The sequence below is a fragment of the Sphingomonas sp. MS122 genome (genome assembly GCF_049532975.1).
Lineage (GTDB): Bacteria > Pseudomonadota > Alphaproteobacteria > Sphingomonadales > Sphingomonadaceae > Sphingomonas.
Genome location: NZ_CP186695.1, coordinates 1806320 through 1822561 on the forward strand (window position 1 = coordinate 1806320; position 16242 = coordinate 1822561).

Below are 16242 nucleotides of genomic sequence, written 5' to 3' on the forward strand. Positions count from 1 at the left end.
CGCTATTCGTCCGTCGTCGATTCGGGCTTCGGCGCGCCGGCTTTCCTGGGCGCGGGCTGGTGGCGGCAGGCCCGGATCGCGCCCGGCTCGGGCCGCGGCCCCTCGGCCTTGAACATCGCGAGATAGCCGCCGGCCGAGGGCATGTCGCGCATCGTCACGAGCCGATAGCCGACCGCGGCGAACTCGCATTTGAGCAGTTCGGGCGGGGTGCCGTGGTTCTGCGTCTCGCGATCGGCATCGACCACCACCACCATCCCGTCCGGCCGCAGCGAGGGGCGCATGCGCCACAGGAACTCGTACGGCTCCTCGATCTCATGGTACATGTGCACCATCAGGATGCGGTCGAAGCTGTTGACCGGGAGCTTGGGATCCTCGGGCTCGCCCAGGCGCACGCTGACATTGTCGAGCCGCTCGCGCGAGACGCGCTGCGCCAGCGCGTCGCGCACGCCGGGGATGATGTCCTCGGCCAGCACGCGGCCGTCCTTGCCGACGCGCGCGGCGAGGCGGATCGTGTAATAGCCCTCGCCCGCGCCGATATCGGCGACCGTGGTGCCCGGCTTGATCTGCGCGAGGTCCATCACCGTATCGGCTTCGTTGAGCCGGTCGCGCGCCTCCTCGGTCGACCAGCGCGCCGAGACGATCGTGGCGACGGGCCGGTCGGCGGCGGGGAAGCGCAGGTCCTGGGTCGGCGTCGGCTGCGGGCGCGGCTCGGTCGCGTCGCACCCCGCCGTCGCGAGGGCGATCAGCAGCAGCAACGGGGCGCCCGCTGGCCTCAATCCACGTCCTCCACCTCGACCGTCTCGCCGGTCACGCGCTGTGATAGCGCAGCCGCCATGAACGGGTCGAGTGCCCCGTCGAGCACGTCCGACGGCGCGGTCGAGGTGACGCCGGTGCGCAGGTCCTTGACCAGCTGGTAGGGCTGGAGGACGTAGGAACGAATCTGGTGCCCCCAGCCGATCTCGGTCTTCGAGCTGTACTCGCCCATCGCCGCCGCCTCGCGCTTCGCCAGCTCGGCTTCGTACAGCCGCGCCTTGAGCATGCCCATCGCCGTCGCGCGGTTCTTGTGCTGCGAGCGGTCCTGCTGGCTGGCGACGATGATGCCCGAGGGGACGTGAGTGATGCGCACCGCCGAATCGGTGGTGTTGACGTGCTGCCCGCCCGCGCCCGAAGCGCGGTAGGTGTCGATCTTGAGATCGCTTTCGTTGATCTCGATGTCGATCGAATCGTCGATCACCGGATAGACCCACACCGACGAGAAGCTGGTGTGGCGCCGCGCCGAGCTGTCGTACGGGCTGATGCGCACCAGCCGGTGCACGCCGCTCTCGGTCTTGGCGTAGCCATAGGCGTTCTCGCCCTTGATCAGCAGCGTCGCCGACTTGATCCCGGCCTGCTCGCCGGCGTGATAGTCCATCAGCTCGACCTTGAAGCCGTGGCGCTCGGCCCAGCGCGTGTACATGCGCTGGAGCATCTCGGCCCAGTCCTGGCTCTCGGTGCCGCCGGCGCCCGAATGGACTTCGAGATAGGTGTCGTTGGCGTCGGCCTCGCCCGAGAGCAGCGCCTTGACCTTGTTCTCGTCGGCGCGCGCGGCGAGCGCGGCGAGCGCCTGCGTGCCCTCAACCGCCATGGCTTCGTCGCCCTCGGCCTCGGCCATCTCGATCAGCTCCGACGTGTCGGCGAGCTCGCGCTCGATCGCGCGCGTCGCGGTGATCGATTCGTCGAGCCGGCGGCGCTCGCGCATCACGTCCTGCGCTTCCCTGGGATTGTCCCACAAGGTCGGGTCCTCGACGCGCGCGTTGAGCTCGTCGAGCCGGCGCAGCGCCTTGTCCCAGTCGAGGAAGCGGCGGAGCAGCGCGAGCGCGTCGTTGATCTTGTCGGCATGTGCCTGCGCTTCGGCGCGCATTGTCGTAACCTTTCAAACCTTTCGGGCCACGGCAGAACCGGACCTTTTATTCGTCACCCGGCTCTGTCCGGGGGCCACCGGGACGCAAGCGAGGCGCAAGAAGCTTAAATCCATCCCTTCGGGCACCGTGGACCCCGGCACAAGGCCGGGGTGACGATGAGATTTGGGTTGGTCATCAACGCCCGCTAGTAGATTCCGCCCTCGCGTTGCAAGAAGTCGCTGTCGCGCGGCCGTTCCTGCTGGACGGCCCGCTTCTTGACCTCGGCCTTGGGCGCTGCCTCCTCGGCCTCGCGGCGCGAGCGGCGGCGCGGCTCGCTCTCGGGCTTGAACGCCTCCCAGATCACCGCCGCCTTGGGATCGGTGCCCGGCCAGGCGCCGAACACGCGGCGGCCCGAGGTGCGGTCGATGCGCACCATGCGGATGCCGGCGGGCGCGGTGAAGGGCAGAACGTCGAGCCCCTCGAACGCCTTTTGCGCGAACTGCTTGAAGATCGGCGCGGCGAGCGTGCCGCCCTGGGCATAGCCGCCGAGATTGGTGGGCGTGTCGTAGCCGATATAGAGGCCCGCGATCATCTGCGGCGTGCCGCCGATGAACCACACGTCGCGCGGGCCCGAGGAGGTGCCGGTCTTGCCCATGATCGGGCGGCCCAGGTCGCGCAGGATCGTCGCGGTGCCGCGCTGGATCACGCCTTCGGTGATGTGCACCATCTGATAGGCGCTCATCGCGTCGATCACCTGGCGCGAGCGCGTGATCGGCCGCGGCATCGGCTTGCCGTCCCAGTCGGGCATGTTGCAGCGGTCGCACGGGCGCCAGTTCTGCGGCCAGATCACCTTGCCGTGGCGGTCCTGCGCGAAGTCGATCAGCGACGGGGTAAGCGCGCGGCCGTGATTGACCAGGATCGAATAGGCGTTGACCATCCGCATCACCGTGCTCTCGCCCGCGCCGAGCGAGTAGGAGAGATAGGGCGGATATTTCTGCTGGCTGACGCCCATCCGCTGCATCAGGTCGACGACCTTGTCCATGCCGGTGGCGTTCGCCGCCTGCACCGTCATCAGGTTGCGCGACTGCTCGATACCCCAGCGCATCGTCTTCGGGCCAGCACCGCGCGTGCCGCCGAAGTTGCGGAAGCATTTCTGGCCGAGCGCGGCGCCCTGATAGACGCAGAACGGGCCGTCGACGATGATCGAGGCGGGAGTCATGCCGTTCTCGAGCGCGGCGGAGTAGACGATCGGCTTGATCGTCGAGCCCGGCTGGCGCTGCGCCTGGGTGGCGCGGTTGAACGCCTGCACCGTCGCGTCGAACCCGCCCTGCATCGCGAGGATGCGGCCGGTATTGGGATCCTCCACGACCATGCCGCCCGACACCTTGGGGATCGAGCGCAGCGCGAACCCGCCGCCTTCGGGCGCGACCGCGATGACGTCGCCGCGCTTCAGCACGTTGAACGCCGCGCCGCCCTGGCCGCGCACCGGCATCTGCGCGCCCGACGCCGGGAGCGTGCCGGTGCGGCCGTCGCCGAAACCGATCTCGGCGCTGCCGCCGGCCTTGGCGATGACGATCGCCGCGCGCCAGTCCTCGTAATCGAGGTTGATATTGGTGTTGAGCAACGCCGCGCGCCAATTGTCGCCGTCGAACGCCACCTCGCGCATCGGCCCCGACCAGCCGCGGCCGCGGTCGTAGCGCAGCAGGCCGTCGCGCAGCGCCTTCTGGGCCGCCTTCTGGATCTCGGGATCGAACGAGGTGCGCACCCACAGGCCGCCGGCATAGACGCTGTACGGTCCCGACTTCTCGGTCTCGCCGAAGCGGTCGAGCAGCTGGCGGCGGACCTCCTCGATGAAATAGCCGCCGAGCGGGTCGGCGCTGGGCGACTTGCGCGGCACCGCGCCGAGCGGGGCGGCGACCGCCTCGTCGTGCGCGGCCTGGTCGATATAGCCGTTGGCGAGCATCTGCCCGAGCACCCAGTTGCGCCGCTCGATCGCGCGGTCGGCGTGACGCTCGGGCATGTAGTTGGACGGGCCCTTGGGCAGGATCGCGAGATAGGCGAATTGCGGCAGGGTGAGCTGGCTCAGATCCTTGTCGAAATAGGCGTGCGCTGCCGCCTCGACCCCGAACGCGTTGCGGCCGAGCGCGATCTGGTTGAGGTAGAGCTCGAGGATCTGCTGCTTGGACAGCGTGTTCTCGATGCGGAAGGCGAGGATCGCCTCGCGCGCCTTGCGCACGTAGCTGACCTCGTTGTTGAGCAGCAGGTTCTTGGCGACCTGCTGGGTGATGGTCGAGGTGCCGCGCGGCGTCTCGCCGCTGGTCATCCCCTGCCATGCGGCGCGGACCAGGCCGGGATAGTCGACCCCGCCATGCTCGAAGAAGGTCTTGTCCTCGGCGGACAGGAACGCGCCGACCAGCAGCTTGGGATATTCGTCGTAGGACAGCTCGACGCGGCGCTCGCGCGCATAGCTGCGCAGCGGCGTGCCGTCGGCCTGGCGGACATTGGTCGGCAGCGGCGGCTCATAGGCGCGCAGCATGTCGACCGAGGGCAGGTCGCGCAGGAACAGCGCCCACAGCAAAGCGGTGCCGACGCCGGCGAGCAGCGCCAGCCAGGCGAGCAGCTTGAACCACCAGCGGCGGCGCAGGGCGGCGAACCGCCCTCCGGCATCCTCTCGCGTGAACTTGAGCGTGAAATCGGGTTCGGTCGCGTCCGCCATGTGGCGGCGGTTTAGCAGGATTGGCCGGGCTTGCCAGCCAGGGATGCGGTGGGTTGTTTTGATGTTTCAATCCTCCCCGTTCCGGGGAGGTTCTCACATCACCGCGCGGCCATCCGCGTGGCGAAATGGATCGCCACCGCGCGGCTCACGCCTTCGGCAATGCGGCGGCGCCCCTCCGCGGAGTTGAGCAAGGCGGCGTCCTTCTCGTTCGAGATATAGCCGGTCTCGAACAGGATCGAGGGCACGTCCGGCGCCTTCAGCACCAGCAGCGAGGCCATGCGGTGGTAATTCTCCCGCACCGGGATCAGCCCCTGCGCCTCGCGCCCGAGCAGCCGCGCGAACTTGGCCGAGGCGTTCATCGTCTCGCGCTGCGTCAGGTCGATCAGGATCGAGGAGACGTCGCGATTCTGCGCGGCGAGGTCGACGCCCGAGAGGATGTCGGACTTGTTCTCGCGCGCGGCGAGGCGCGCGGCCTCCTTGTCCGAGGCGACCTCGGACAGGGTGTAGACGGTCGCGCCGCTCGCCGCCTCGTTGTGCGCGGCGTCGCAATGGACCGAGATGAACAAGGCTGCGCCGAGCTTGCGCGCGATCTCGAACCGGTCGCGGTGGAGCAGATAGCGGTCGTCCTCGCGGGTCAGCGCGACGCGCACCCGGCCCGATCCGGCGAGCTCGTCGCGGATCGCCTTGGCGACCTTGAGCGTCAGCTCCTTCTCCTGCAGCCCTGCGGCCGAGATCGCGCCGGGATCGTGCCCGCCATGGCCGGCATCGATCACTACCAGCGGACGATCGTCGTCGTCGCCATAGATGCGCGGCATCCGATAGGCGGCGGGGCGCGGCGGCACGGGTACCGAGACGCTGTAGCTGTGGCGCGTCGAGGCGCGGGCGAAGCTGAACGGCGGGAGGAAGCTCATCCGCCCCTCCGCGGCGGCGCGCGCGAAGCGGGCGTCGTCGACCGTGCGCAGCTCGAGCGTGAGCGCGGTGCCGTCGGCCGAGAAGCGGCCGCCGGTGACGATCGCCGGACGGGCGAGATCGAACACGACGCGCGCGCCCTCGTCGCGTGCCGCCTGGCGCACGGCCTGCACCGGCCCGGCGGCATCGGCGCGCGCGCCGGGCTTCGCGCCGATCAGGTCGAGCGCGATACGGTTGGGGCCCGCGAGCAGGAAGCTCGACGCCTGTGCCACGCGGTCGTCGAACTTGACGACGATGCGGTTCGACTGGACGTCGATGTCGCGGATCGTGCCTGCCCAGCTCGGCGCGCCGGTAAGCCAGCCGGCGAGGAGGGCGAGGAAGAAGGACACCCGGGCGATATGCCGCGCCGGGCTGGCGGGGGTCCAGCCCAAATGCATGCACCTATACTCACGAAACGAATTATCCTGACGGCAACCCGGGTAGCGGCGCGCGGCTTCAAACGAGGTGAAACGGTGCGGTTAACATCGTATTCGGCATGTTTTTGCCGGCAAGGGCGGCAAGCTGTTGCCGGGACCCCGGCTGCGCGCGGACCGTTGCGCTTCCGGTTGCCCGCCCGGTTGCAGGGTGCTACGCATCCCGCGACCGGCTTGTGCCGGCCGTTCGCCGCCACCATGTTTCGGCGGTAATTCAGGTTGATGCTGTGATGTCGCAATTTTCCCGTCGCTCCGTGTCCCAGGCCCTCGCGGCCGGGCGGTGCGCGACGGCGAAGCATCCGGGCCACGGGCTCGGACGTGCGCGCGCAGCAGACGCAAATCTTCAAACCAACATCGTCCGCCCCGCCCGAAGCGGTCCGGGCGACATCATTGACTGCGCGCCGCGGCTGACACCCGCACGGCGCGCGCGGAGAACATTAAATGACCATGCGTATGCTGATCGACGCACGCCACCGGGAAGAGACCCGCGTGGCGGTCGTCAAAGGGAACCGAATCGAGGAGTTTGATTTCGAGTCCGCCGAGCGCAAGCAGCTCAAGGGCAACATCTATCTGGCCAAGGTGACTCGCGTGGAGCCCTCGCTCCAGGCGGCGTTCGTCGAATATGGCGGCAACCGCCACGGCTTCCTGGCCTTCAGCGAAATCCACCCCGACTATTACCAGATCCCCAAGGAAGACCGCGACGCGCTGCTCCGCGAGGAGGCCGAGCACGCCGCCGAGGAGGCCGCGCTGCGCGCCGAGGCCGAGGGCGACGAGGAGCATGACGACGAGCATGAGGGCGGCGACGTCGAGGTGCTCGAGCGTCTCGCCGACGAGGACGAAGAAGCCGCCGAGGCCGCCGACGGCGAGGAGGCCGAAGGCGGCCGCCCGCGCCGCCGCGGCAAGGGCAGCGACGACCAGGTCGAGGCGCTGCGCCAGCGCCGCATGAGCCTGCGCCGCCGCTACAAGATCCAGGACGTGATCCGCCGCCGCCAGGTGCTGCTGGTCCAGGTCGTCAAGGAAGAGCGCGGCAACAAGGGCGCCGCGCTGACCACCTATCTCTCGCTTGCCGGCCGCTATTGCGTGCTGATGCCCAACACCGCGCATGGCGGCGGCATCAGCCGCAAGATCAGCTCGGCGGCGGACCGCAAGCGCCTGAAGTCGATCATGTCGGACCTGAAGCTCCCGCCGACGATGGGTTGCATCGTGCGCACCGCGGGGCTCCAGCGCACCAAGACCGAGATCAAGCGCGACTTCGACTATCTCGCCCGGCTGTGGGACGAGATCCGCGACAAGACGCTGCAATCGTCCGCCCCGGCGCTGATCTATGGCGACAGCGACCTGATCAAGCGCGCGATCCGCGACATCTATAATCGCGACATCGAGGAAGTGATCATCGAGGGCGAGGAGGGCTATCGCCAGGCCAAGGACTTCATGAAGCTGCTGATGCCGAGCCACGCCAAGAAGGTGAAGCATTACTCGGACGCCGTGCCGCTGTTCCAGCGCGCGCATGTCGAGGACCAGCTCGCGGCGATGTACCACCCGGTGGTGCAGCTCAAGAGCGGCGGCTATCTCGTGATCAATCCGACCGAGGCGCTGGTGTCGATCGACATCAACTCGGGCCGCTCGACGCGCGAGCACAATATCGAGCAGACCGCGACCGCGACCAACCTCGAGGCGGCGCAGGAGATCGCGCGCCAGCTGCGCCTGCGCGACATGGCCGGGCTCGTCGTCATCGACTTCATCGACATGGACCACGGATCGAACGTCCGGAAGGTCGAGAAGGCGATGAAGGAAGCGCTCAAGAACGATCGCGCGCGCATCCAGGTCGGCCGCATCAGCGCCTTCGGCCTGATGGAGATGAGCCGCCAGCGCCTGCGCACCGGCGTGCTCGAGGCGTCGACCCGCCAGTGCCCGCATTGCGAGGGCACCGGCCTCGTCCGCACCGCCTCGTCGGCCGGCCTTTCCGCGCTGCGCCTGATCGAGGACGAGGCGGCGCGTGGCCGCGGCTCGCTCCTGACGCTGCGCTGCAGCCAGGAAGCCGCCTTCTACGTTCTCAACAAGAAGCGCGCCGACATCGCCGAGATCGAGGATCGCTATGGCGTGATGGTCGAGATCCTCTCGGACGGGGAGCTCGAGGGCGCGCGCATGTCGGTCGAGGCCTCGGGCCCGCCGCCGGCGCACGCGCCCAAGTTCGCTGCGGCGATCGAGGAGTTCGAAGAGGATGTCGTCGAGGAGATCGACGACGAGGAAGAGGACGAAGAGGAGATCGAGGCCCGCGAGCCGCGCGAGCGCCGCGAGCGGGGCGAAGGCGAGGGCGAAGGTGGCCGCAAGCGCCGCCGCCGCCGCCGCGGCCGCCGTGGCCGCCGCGACGAGGAGGGTGGCGAGCAGCGCCCGGCTGACGAGGCGGGCGAGGCGAGCGATGCCGACGCGGACGGCGAGCCGGTCGGGGAATCCGCCGAGCCCGAGGCGATCGCCGCGGACGAGAATGGCGAGCAGCGCAAGCGCCGCCGCCGTGGCCGCCGCGGCGGACGCCGGGGCGGCGCAGACGAGGCCGGCCTCGCAGCGGACGCGGGCGAGCTCCCCGCGGAAGAATCGGCTGCCGAGATCGAGGAAGCGACCGCCGAGGCCGGCATTGCCGCCGAGCCGCAGCCGGTCGAGGAAGCCCCCGCCAAGCCCAGGCGCACCCGCCGCAAAAAGGCCGAGGCCGAGGTCGTCGAGACGCCGGTCGCCGCGCTCGACGTCGCGACCGAGGAAGCCGGGATCGCCGCCGAGCCGCAGCCCGAGGTGGACGCGCCCGCCAAGCCCAAGCGCACCCGCCGCAAGAAGGCGGATGCGGACGCGGTCCAGCCCGAGGTGGAAGCGCCGGTGGCCGAAGCTGCGCCCGAACCGGCGCCCGAGCCCGAAGCGGAAGCGCCGGCCAAGCCCAAGCGCCGCAGCCGCGCCAAGGCCGCTGTGGCCGAGCCGGTGGCGCAGGATCTCGAGCCTGCGGCGGCTGCCGAAGCAGCAGCCGCCGAAGGAGATCCCGAAGGTGAACCCGGCGACGGCTCGCCACGCCGCGGCTGGTGGCAGCGCACCTTCGGTGCGTAACCCGGACGGGGATGCGGGGCGGCGGGGATGGCGTGCCATTCCCGCCGCTCACTCCCCGTTCATGCGCCCCGATCCATCGCGTCGCGGGCGTTCGCGCCGCAACCGGCCGTTGATCGCAGGGGATAATCCGCCATGATGCCCGCCATGAAGCGGCTCGTTTCGATCCTTGCGCTGGTGCTGTTGATCGGCATCGTCAACCCCGCCTTCGCCCAGTCGATCCTGCGCGACGCGGAGAGCGAGGCGCTGCTCGCCGACATGTCGCGCGACCTGATCAAGGCCGCCAACCTCCAGCCGAACAACGTCCGCATCGTCCTGATCAACGATCCCTCGATCAACGCCTTCGTCGCGGGCGGGCAGGCGGTCTACATTCATTCCGGCCTGATCGACGCCGCCAGCAGTGCCAACGAGGTGCAGGGCGTGATCGCGCACGAGCTCGGCCATGTCACCGGCGGCCACGCGCCGCTCAGCGATCGCATGGCGAGGGGCGCGACCAGCATCACCCTGCTCAGCCTGCTGCTCGGCGCGGCGGCGATGGCCGCCGGCTCGGCTGATGCGGGCATGGGACTGATGCAGCTCGGCCAGCGCGCCGCGCTCGGCAACTATCTCGCCTTCAGCCGCGCACAGGAAGCAACCACCGATGCCGCCGGCGTCAAGTATCTCTCGGGCGCCGGCATCAGCGGCCGCGGCATGCTCGATTTCTTCAAGAAGCTCCAGCAGCAGGAATATCGCTGGGGGCTCAAGCGCGGCGGCGAGCAGAGCTATGTGATGAGCCACCCGATGTCGGGCGACCGCATCGCCACGCTCACCGCCGACCTCCAGGCCGATGCGGCGTGGAACAAGCCGAGCAATCCGTCGATCGAGGAGCGGTTCAAGCGCGTGCAGGCCAAACTGCGCGGCTATGTCGCCGATCCCCAGGATACGCTGCGCCGCTATCCCGACACCGACACGTCGGTCCCGGCCCGCTACGCGCGCGCTTATGCCTATCACAAGTCTGGCTATCCGCAGCAGGCGGCCGCCGAAGCGGCGGCCCTGGTCCGGGCCGAGCCGCACAATCCCTATTTCCTCGAGCTCGAGGGGCAGATCCTGCTCGAATCGGGCAAGCCCAAGGACGCGCTCGCCCCGCTGCGCGAGGCGACGACGCAGACCAACTACCAGCCACTGATCGCCACCACCTTCGGCCATGCGCTGATCGCGACCGAGGATCCCGCGAACCTTGCCGAGGCCGAGAAGGTGCTGCGCCAGTCGGTGGTGCGCGACCAGGAGAACCCCTTCGCCTGGTACCAGCTCGGCATGGTCTATGAGCGCAAGGGCGACACCGCGCGCGCGGCGCTTGCGACGGCGGAGCGGTCGAGCATGATCGGCGACATGGGCCGCGCGGTATCGAGCGGGCAGGCGGCGATGGCCGGGCTGCCGCAGGGCTCGCCCGACTGGATCCGCGCGCAGGACATCGTCATGGCCGCGCAGGGCATGCTTCAGGACAGGAAGAGACGGTGATCGAACGCATCGCGAGAAGCCCGCTGGCGCTCGCCGGCCTGGTGGCGCTGTCCGCCGCGCTCGGCGGCGGGGTGGTGCTGGGCGTGCAGGCGCTCGCCCCCGCGCACGTCGCGGACACCGACAAGGCGCGGATCGGACAGGTCGTGCGCGACTATGTGCTGGCGAACCCGGAGATCCTGCCCGAGGCGATGAAGCGCCTGCAGGAGCGCGAGACCGGCCAGGCGGTGGCGTCGAGCCGTACCGCGATCACCGAGCCCTATGCCGGCGCCTGGGAGGGCAATGCCAAGGGCGACGTCACCGTCGCGGTCTATATGGACTATGCCTGCGGCTATTGCCGCGCGAGCCTGCCGATGATCGCTCGGCTGGTCGCCGAGGACAGCAATGTCCGCATCGTCTATCGCGAGCTGCCGGTGCTGAGCGAGGTCAGCCGCGTCGCCGCGCGCTGGGGGCTGGCAGCGGCCGAGCAGGGCAAGTTCAAGCCGTTCCACACCGCGCTCTATTCGGGCGGGCAGCTGAGCGAGGCCTCGATCGCCGCCGCGGCCACGTCGGCCGGGCTGGATACGGCCAAGGCGCAGGCCGCGCTCACTACGCCCAAGGTCGAGGCGGAGATCGCGCGCAACCTCGAGGTCGCGGGCAAGCTCGGCGTCTCGGGCACGCCGAGCTGGGTGATCGGCGACCGCGTCATCTCGGGCATGGTGCCCTATGAGGTGCTCGAACAGGCGGTGAAGGCGGCGCGCACCAAGAGCTGAGCGCCGTCGCGGGAGGGGATGATGCGTCAAGGGTCCATCGGTTTCCTCGTCCTGCTGCTCGCCGGGTTCGCCGCGCATCCCGCCGCGGCGCAGGACCCGCGCGACGCCGCGCTCGCTGCGCTGGCGCGCGAGCATCCGAAGACCGCGATCGGCGCGGCGCTGATCCGCGGCGGCAAGGTGGCGTGGTCCGGCGTGGCCGGCGCGCAGGACGGCAAGCAGCCTGCGACGCGCGACACGTTGTTCAACGTCGCCTCGCTCACCAAGCCGGTCAGCGCCGAGGTGGTGATGCGGCTGGTCCAGGCCGGGAAGGTCGGGCTCGACGAGCCGATCGCGGACGTCTGGATGGACCCCGACGTCGCGGGCGACCCGCGTGCCAGACGCCTCACCCCGCGGCTCGCGCTCAGCCACCAGAGCGGCTTCCCCAATTGGCGCCCGCAGAATCAGCGGCTCGCCTTCGTGCGCGATCCGGGCACCGGCTTCGGCTATTCGGGCGAGGGCTATGAGCTGGTCGCGCGCTTCGTCCAGCGCAAGCTGCGCACCGACTTCGAGGATCTGGCGGAGGCCAATGTGTTCCGCCCGCTGGGGCTCGCCAATATCGGCTATACGTGGCGACCGTGGATGGTCGGACGCATCGCGATTCCGGCCAACGGCAACGGCTTTCCTGGCACCACAGGGCCGCGCGCGATCGGCCATTGGGTCGCGGCGGACGATATCTATGTCACCGTCGGCGACTATGCCGCCTTCGTCGCCGCGGTCGCGCGCGGCGATGGCCTCAGCCCCGAACTCGCCGCCGAGCGGCTGCGCTCGCAGGTCGCCGCGCCGGGCTGCGCGAAGCAGGTCCCCGGCTGCCCCGACAGCGTCGGCATGGCGCTCGGCTGGCAGGTGATGACCTTCGGCAGGCGCCGGCTGGCGGTGCACGAGGGCGGCGATCCCGGCGTCACCGCACTCGCCTATTTCGATCCCGACAGCCGCGACGGTGCGCTCGTCTTCCTCTCGGGCGAGGGCGATGCACCGCTGGCGATGCGCGTGATCGGCGCGGTCGATCCGCAGTCGCTGGTGCTCGCCGGCTATCGCGCGATGCTCAAATCCCGCGCACCCTGAAAAAGAAGCGCATCGAACGAATACTGAACGTTGCGGGTTGTGAAGCCCGCGTCCGTCCCTACATCGCGCGCTCAAAAGCAAGGGGGACTTCGTGGAGCCGATCCTCTCCGTTCGCGGCGTCAGCAAGACCTATGCCTCCGGGCAGAAGGCGCTGGGGTCGGTCGATCTCGACATCAACAAGGGCGAGATCTTCGCCCTGCTCGGGCCCAACGGCGCGGGCAAGACCACGCTGATCAGCATCATCTGCGGCATCGTCACGCCGAGCTCGGGGACGATCACCGTCGACGGCCACGACGCGATCGCCGACCCGCGCGGCGCGCGCATGAAGATCGGCCTCGTCCCCCAGGAACTGTCGGTCGACATGTTCGAGACGGTGCAGGCGACCACCCGCTACAGCCGCCGCCTGTTCGGCCGGGCGGGCCATGACGACTATGTCGACCAGGTGCTGAAGGACCTGTCGCTCTACGACAAGCGCCATAGCAAGGTGATGGAGCTGTCGGGCGGGATGAAGCGTCGCGTGCTGATCGCCAAGGCGCTGGCGCACGAGCCCAACATATTGTTCCTCGACGAGCCCACCGCCGGCGTCGACGTGTCGCTCCGCCGCGACATGTGGAAGCTGATCGGCGGCCTGCGCGAACGCGGCACCACGATCATCCTCACCACCCATTATATCGAGGAAGCCGAGGAGATGGCCGACCGGGTGGGCGTGATCAACAAGGGCGAGCTGCTGCTGGTCGAGCAGAAGGCGGCGCTGATGAAGAAGCTCGGCAAGCGCGAGATGGACATCGCGCTGGTCGAGCCGATGGCGGCGATCCCGGCCGAGCTCGACGAATGGCACCTCGCGCTCGAGGACGAGGGCACGCGGCTGCGCTACACCTTCGACGCCCAGGCCGAGCGCACCGGCATTCCCTCGCTGCTGCGCAAGCTCGGCGACCTCGGCATCGCGTTCAAGGACCTCGACACCTCCAAGTCGAGCCTCGAGGACATCTTCGTCGACCTTGTCGAACGCCGTGAGGAGGTGCCGGCATGAAGGGCTTCAACCATCACGGCGTCTGGGCGATCTATCGCTTCGAGATGGCGCGCGCGTTGCGCACCTTGTGGCAGAGCCTGGTCACTCCGGTGATCACCACCGCGCTCTATTTCGTCGTGTTCGGCGGCGCGATCGGCAGCCGTATGCAGGAACTCGACGGGGTCGCCTATGGCAGCTTCATCGTGCCCGGGCTGATCATGATGAACCTGCTGCAGCTGTCGATCTCGAACGCGTCGATCGGCATCTACTTCCCCAAGTTCACCGGCACGGTCTACGAGCTGCTCTCGGCGCCGGTCTCGGCGATGGAGATGGTGATCGGCTATGTCGGCGCGGCGGCGACCAAGTCGATCGCGATCGGGCTCATCATCCTGGTGACGGCGATGCTGTTCGTCGAGGTGTCGATCAAGCACCCCTTCATGATGCTGACGATGCTGGTGCTGACCGCGGTGACGTTCAGCATGCTCGGCTTCATCATCGGCATCTGGGCCAAGGGGTTCGAGCAGCTCTCGTTCGTGCCTGCGCTGGTGGTGACGCCGCTGACCTTCCTCGGCGGCGCCTTCTACACGATCAACATGCTGGCGGAGCCCTGGCGGACGATCAGCCTCGCCAACCCGGTGGTCTATCTGGTCAGCGGCTTCCGCTGGAGCTTCTTCGGTACCGGCGACGTGTCGATCGGGGTGAGCCTCGGCTTCACCGCGGCGTTCCTGGCGGTTTGCCTCGGCGTGATCGGCTGGATCTTCAAGACCGGCTGGCGGCTGAAGAACTGAAGGCATGGGCGCCCCATTCCATCTTTTCTTCCGTCATGCTGAACTTGTTTCGGCCTCCATCGTGCACCCACCGGTTTAGTCGCCCTGTGGAGAGATGGACCCTGAAACAAGTTCAGGGTGACGGAGGAGAGGGGTAGGATCGGCCTCAACCTGCCACCGGCAGCGTTATCATCGATCCCGCGCAGACGCGCTGGGTCGCCTTCACGAAGTCGGCCGGCTTGGCCTTGTAGATGTTGGGCACGAAGGTCTGCGGGTTGCGGTCGATCACCGGGAACCAGCTCGACTGGACCTGAACCATGATGCGATGGCCCTTCCTGAACACATGGTCGTGGTCGCGCAGCGGCACGTTCCACGCGACCACCTTGTTCGGCACCAGCGGCTTGGGGGTGGAGAAGCTCTCCAGCCAGCGCCCGCGCCGCACCTCCATCGCGATCGGCAGCTGATAGCCGTTGAGCGTCTTCGGATAATCGCCCAGCGCGCTCGCCTTGGTCGTGGTGTCGTAATCGTCGGGCAGCACGTCGATCAGCTTGACCACCATGTCGCTGTCGGTGCCTGAGGTCGAGGCCTGCAGCGTCGCACTGATCGCGCCGCTCACCGTCAGGTCGTGCTCGAGCGGTGCGCTGACCCAGCTCAGCACATCGGGCCGCCCGTCGGCGAAGCGCTGATCCGCCGCCTCCCACCATTTCCACTCCTGCGAAGGATAGGTGATCGAGATCGGCCGCTCGCGATACGGCACCGGGTTGGCCGGGTCCGACACATATTCGCGACACCCCTCGCCCGCCGGGGCAGTGAACGACAGCGACCCGTCGGCATGGAGATAGAGGCTGGTCGCCCTGGTCCCCGCGGGCGGCCACTTGGCGTAGTTCTTCCACTGCCACGACCCGCTCTGGAAGACCTTGGCTTCGCCGCGCGGCTGCGTGCCCTTGCCGTGCAGCCAATAGGCGAAGAACGGCGCCTCGATGTCGCGCATGAACTCGGTGCCGCTCGGCTTGCCGAAATTGACGTAGCCGAGATTGTCGCCCGCGCTCTTCCAGCTGCCATGGTTCCAGGGACCCGCGACGATCATGCTCAGCCCCTTGGGGTCGTCCTTCTCCATCCGCTCGTAGATCTTCCAGCCGCCGAGCGGATCCTCCTGGTCCCAGAAGCCGACCACGTGGAGCGTCGGCACGGTGGTGCGGCCGAGGCGATCGGTCCACACCTGGCGCTTCCAGTGATCGTCGTAATCGGGATGCTCGATGATCTGGGTCAGCATCGGCACGCTGCCCTTGAAGTGCAGCTTGTCGAGATTCTCGACCGGGCCGAGCTTCAGGAACCAGTCGTACATGTCGACCGGCGGCGGCCCGCCGGGGTTATAGTCGAAGTCCTCGCCATCCTTGTTGTTCTGGAGGCCATAGGTCCAGTCGGTGAGGTAGGAGAGGCGGAAGGCGCCGTAGCGGTGGAGGTCGTCGTTCATCCACCAGTCGTTCCACGCCGCTTGCGGGCTCACCGCTTTCAGTGCGGGATGCGGGCGGGCGAGCGCCACCGCAGCGGCATAGCCGGGATAGGAGCCGCCGGTCATGCCGACGCGCCCGTTATTGTCGGGCACGTTCTTCACCAGCCAGTCGATCGTGTCATAGGCATCGCTCGCCTCGTCGGGCGCGTTCGAGCCGGCGGGCGAGAGCACCATCGACATCGCGAACACGCCCTCCGACTTGTAGCGCCCGCGCATGTTCTGCGAGACGAGGATATAGCCGTCGTCCATCAGATACTTCATCGATGCCGGCACCGTCTTCGGCGCGCCGCTGGGCACGCCATAGGGGGTGCGCTGGAGGATGATCGGGAGCTTGCCGCTCTTTCCCGTGGGACGGAGGATCACGGTCTGCAGCTTCGTCCCGTCGCGCATCGGGATCATCACCTCCTGGAAGGTGAAGGCGGCGGCCTGCGCCTGTTGTGGCGTGGCGTTCTGGCGCGCGGGAGCAGGGGCGGTCAGCGCGGTGGCGGCGAGGGCGGCGGCTAGAAAACGGCGGTACATCAGCTCTTGTCTCCCCGATTGTGCG

General features: G+C 68.6%; 11 protein-coding genes. 6 read left to right on the forward strand and 5 right to left on the reverse strand.

Annotated features, from left to right (window positions below; genetic code table 11):
- Window positions 1-2 precede the first annotated feature (2 nt).
- From ACO227_RS08600 to ACO227_RS08615, 4 genes are all read right to left on the reverse strand, one after another.
- A complete protein-coding gene (locus ACO227_RS08600) occupies window positions 3-776 on the reverse strand; it encodes a class I SAM-dependent methyltransferase (protein ID WP_423606892.1) in 774 nt (257 codons plus the stop codon).
- Complete coding sequence (prfB, locus tag ACO227_RS08605) at window positions 773-1900, reverse strand: peptide chain release factor 2 (RefSeq protein ID WP_423606893.1); 1128 nt, start codon at window positions 1898-1900, stop codon at window positions 773-775. Before prfB ends, ACO227_RS08600 begins: the two co-directional genes overlap by 4 nt.
- Before the next feature lie 185 nt (window positions 1901-2085).
- Window positions 2086-4596 carry a penicillin-binding protein 1A gene (locus ACO227_RS08610; protein ID WP_423606894.1) on the reverse strand — a complete coding sequence of 837 codons (2511 nt, stop codon included), beginning with the start codon at window positions 4594-4596 and terminating at the stop codon, window positions 2086-2088.
- A 98-nt stretch (window positions 4597-4694) separates the two neighbouring features.
- Window positions 4695-5942 carry an N-acetylmuramoyl-L-alanine amidase gene (locus ACO227_RS08615; protein WP_423606896.1) on the reverse strand — a complete coding sequence of 416 codons (1248 nt, stop codon included), beginning with the start codon at window positions 5940-5942 and terminating at the stop codon, window positions 4695-4697.
- Window positions 5943-6419: 477 nt separating this feature from the next.
- On the opposite strand from ACO227_RS08615, the gene ACO227_RS08620 reads away from it, so the two are divergent.
- From ACO227_RS08620 to ACO227_RS08645, 6 genes are all read left to right on the forward strand, one after another.
- Window positions 6420-9065 (forward strand): Rne/Rng family ribonuclease, encoded by a 2646-nt coding sequence (locus tag ACO227_RS08620; protein ID WP_423606898.1) that lies wholly within the window; start codon window positions 6420-6422, stop codon window positions 9063-9065.
- Between the two features lie 135 nt (window positions 9066-9200).
- Entirely contained in the window at window positions 9201-10559 is a 1359-nt protein-coding gene (locus tag ACO227_RS08625; RefSeq protein ID WP_423607314.1) for a M48 family metalloprotease, read from the forward strand.
- Window positions 10556-11308: a DsbA family protein gene (locus tag ACO227_RS08630; protein ID WP_423606900.1), complete on the forward strand. Its 753-nt coding sequence runs from the start codon at window positions 10556-10558 to the stop codon at window positions 11306-11308. The genes ACO227_RS08625 and ACO227_RS08630 overlap by 4 nt, the downstream gene beginning before the upstream one ends.
- Window positions 11309-11329: 21 nt before the next feature.
- Entirely contained in the window at window positions 11330-12409 is a 1080-nt protein-coding gene (locus tag ACO227_RS08635; RefSeq protein ID WP_423606902.1) for a serine hydrolase domain-containing protein, read from the forward strand.
- Window positions 12410-12500: 91 nt separating this feature from the next.
- Window positions 12501-13439, forward strand: a complete 939-nt coding sequence (locus ACO227_RS08640; RefSeq protein ID WP_423606904.1) for an ABC transporter ATP-binding protein — start codon at window positions 12501-12503, stop codon at window positions 13437-13439.
- Window positions 13436-14206 (forward strand): ABC transporter permease, encoded by a 771-nt coding sequence (locus ACO227_RS08645; RefSeq protein WP_423606906.1) that lies wholly within the window; start codon window positions 13436-13438, stop codon window positions 14204-14206. Before ACO227_RS08640 ends, ACO227_RS08645 begins: the two co-directional genes overlap by 4 nt.
- A 145-nt stretch (window positions 14207-14351) precedes the next feature.
- On the opposite strand, the gene ACO227_RS08650 is transcribed toward ACO227_RS08645, so the two are convergent.
- Window positions 14352-16217, reverse strand: a complete 1866-nt coding sequence (locus ACO227_RS08650; RefSeq protein WP_423606907.1) for a CocE/NonD family hydrolase — start codon at window positions 16215-16217, stop codon at window positions 14352-14354.
- Between the last annotated feature and the right edge of the window lie 25 nt (window positions 16218-16242).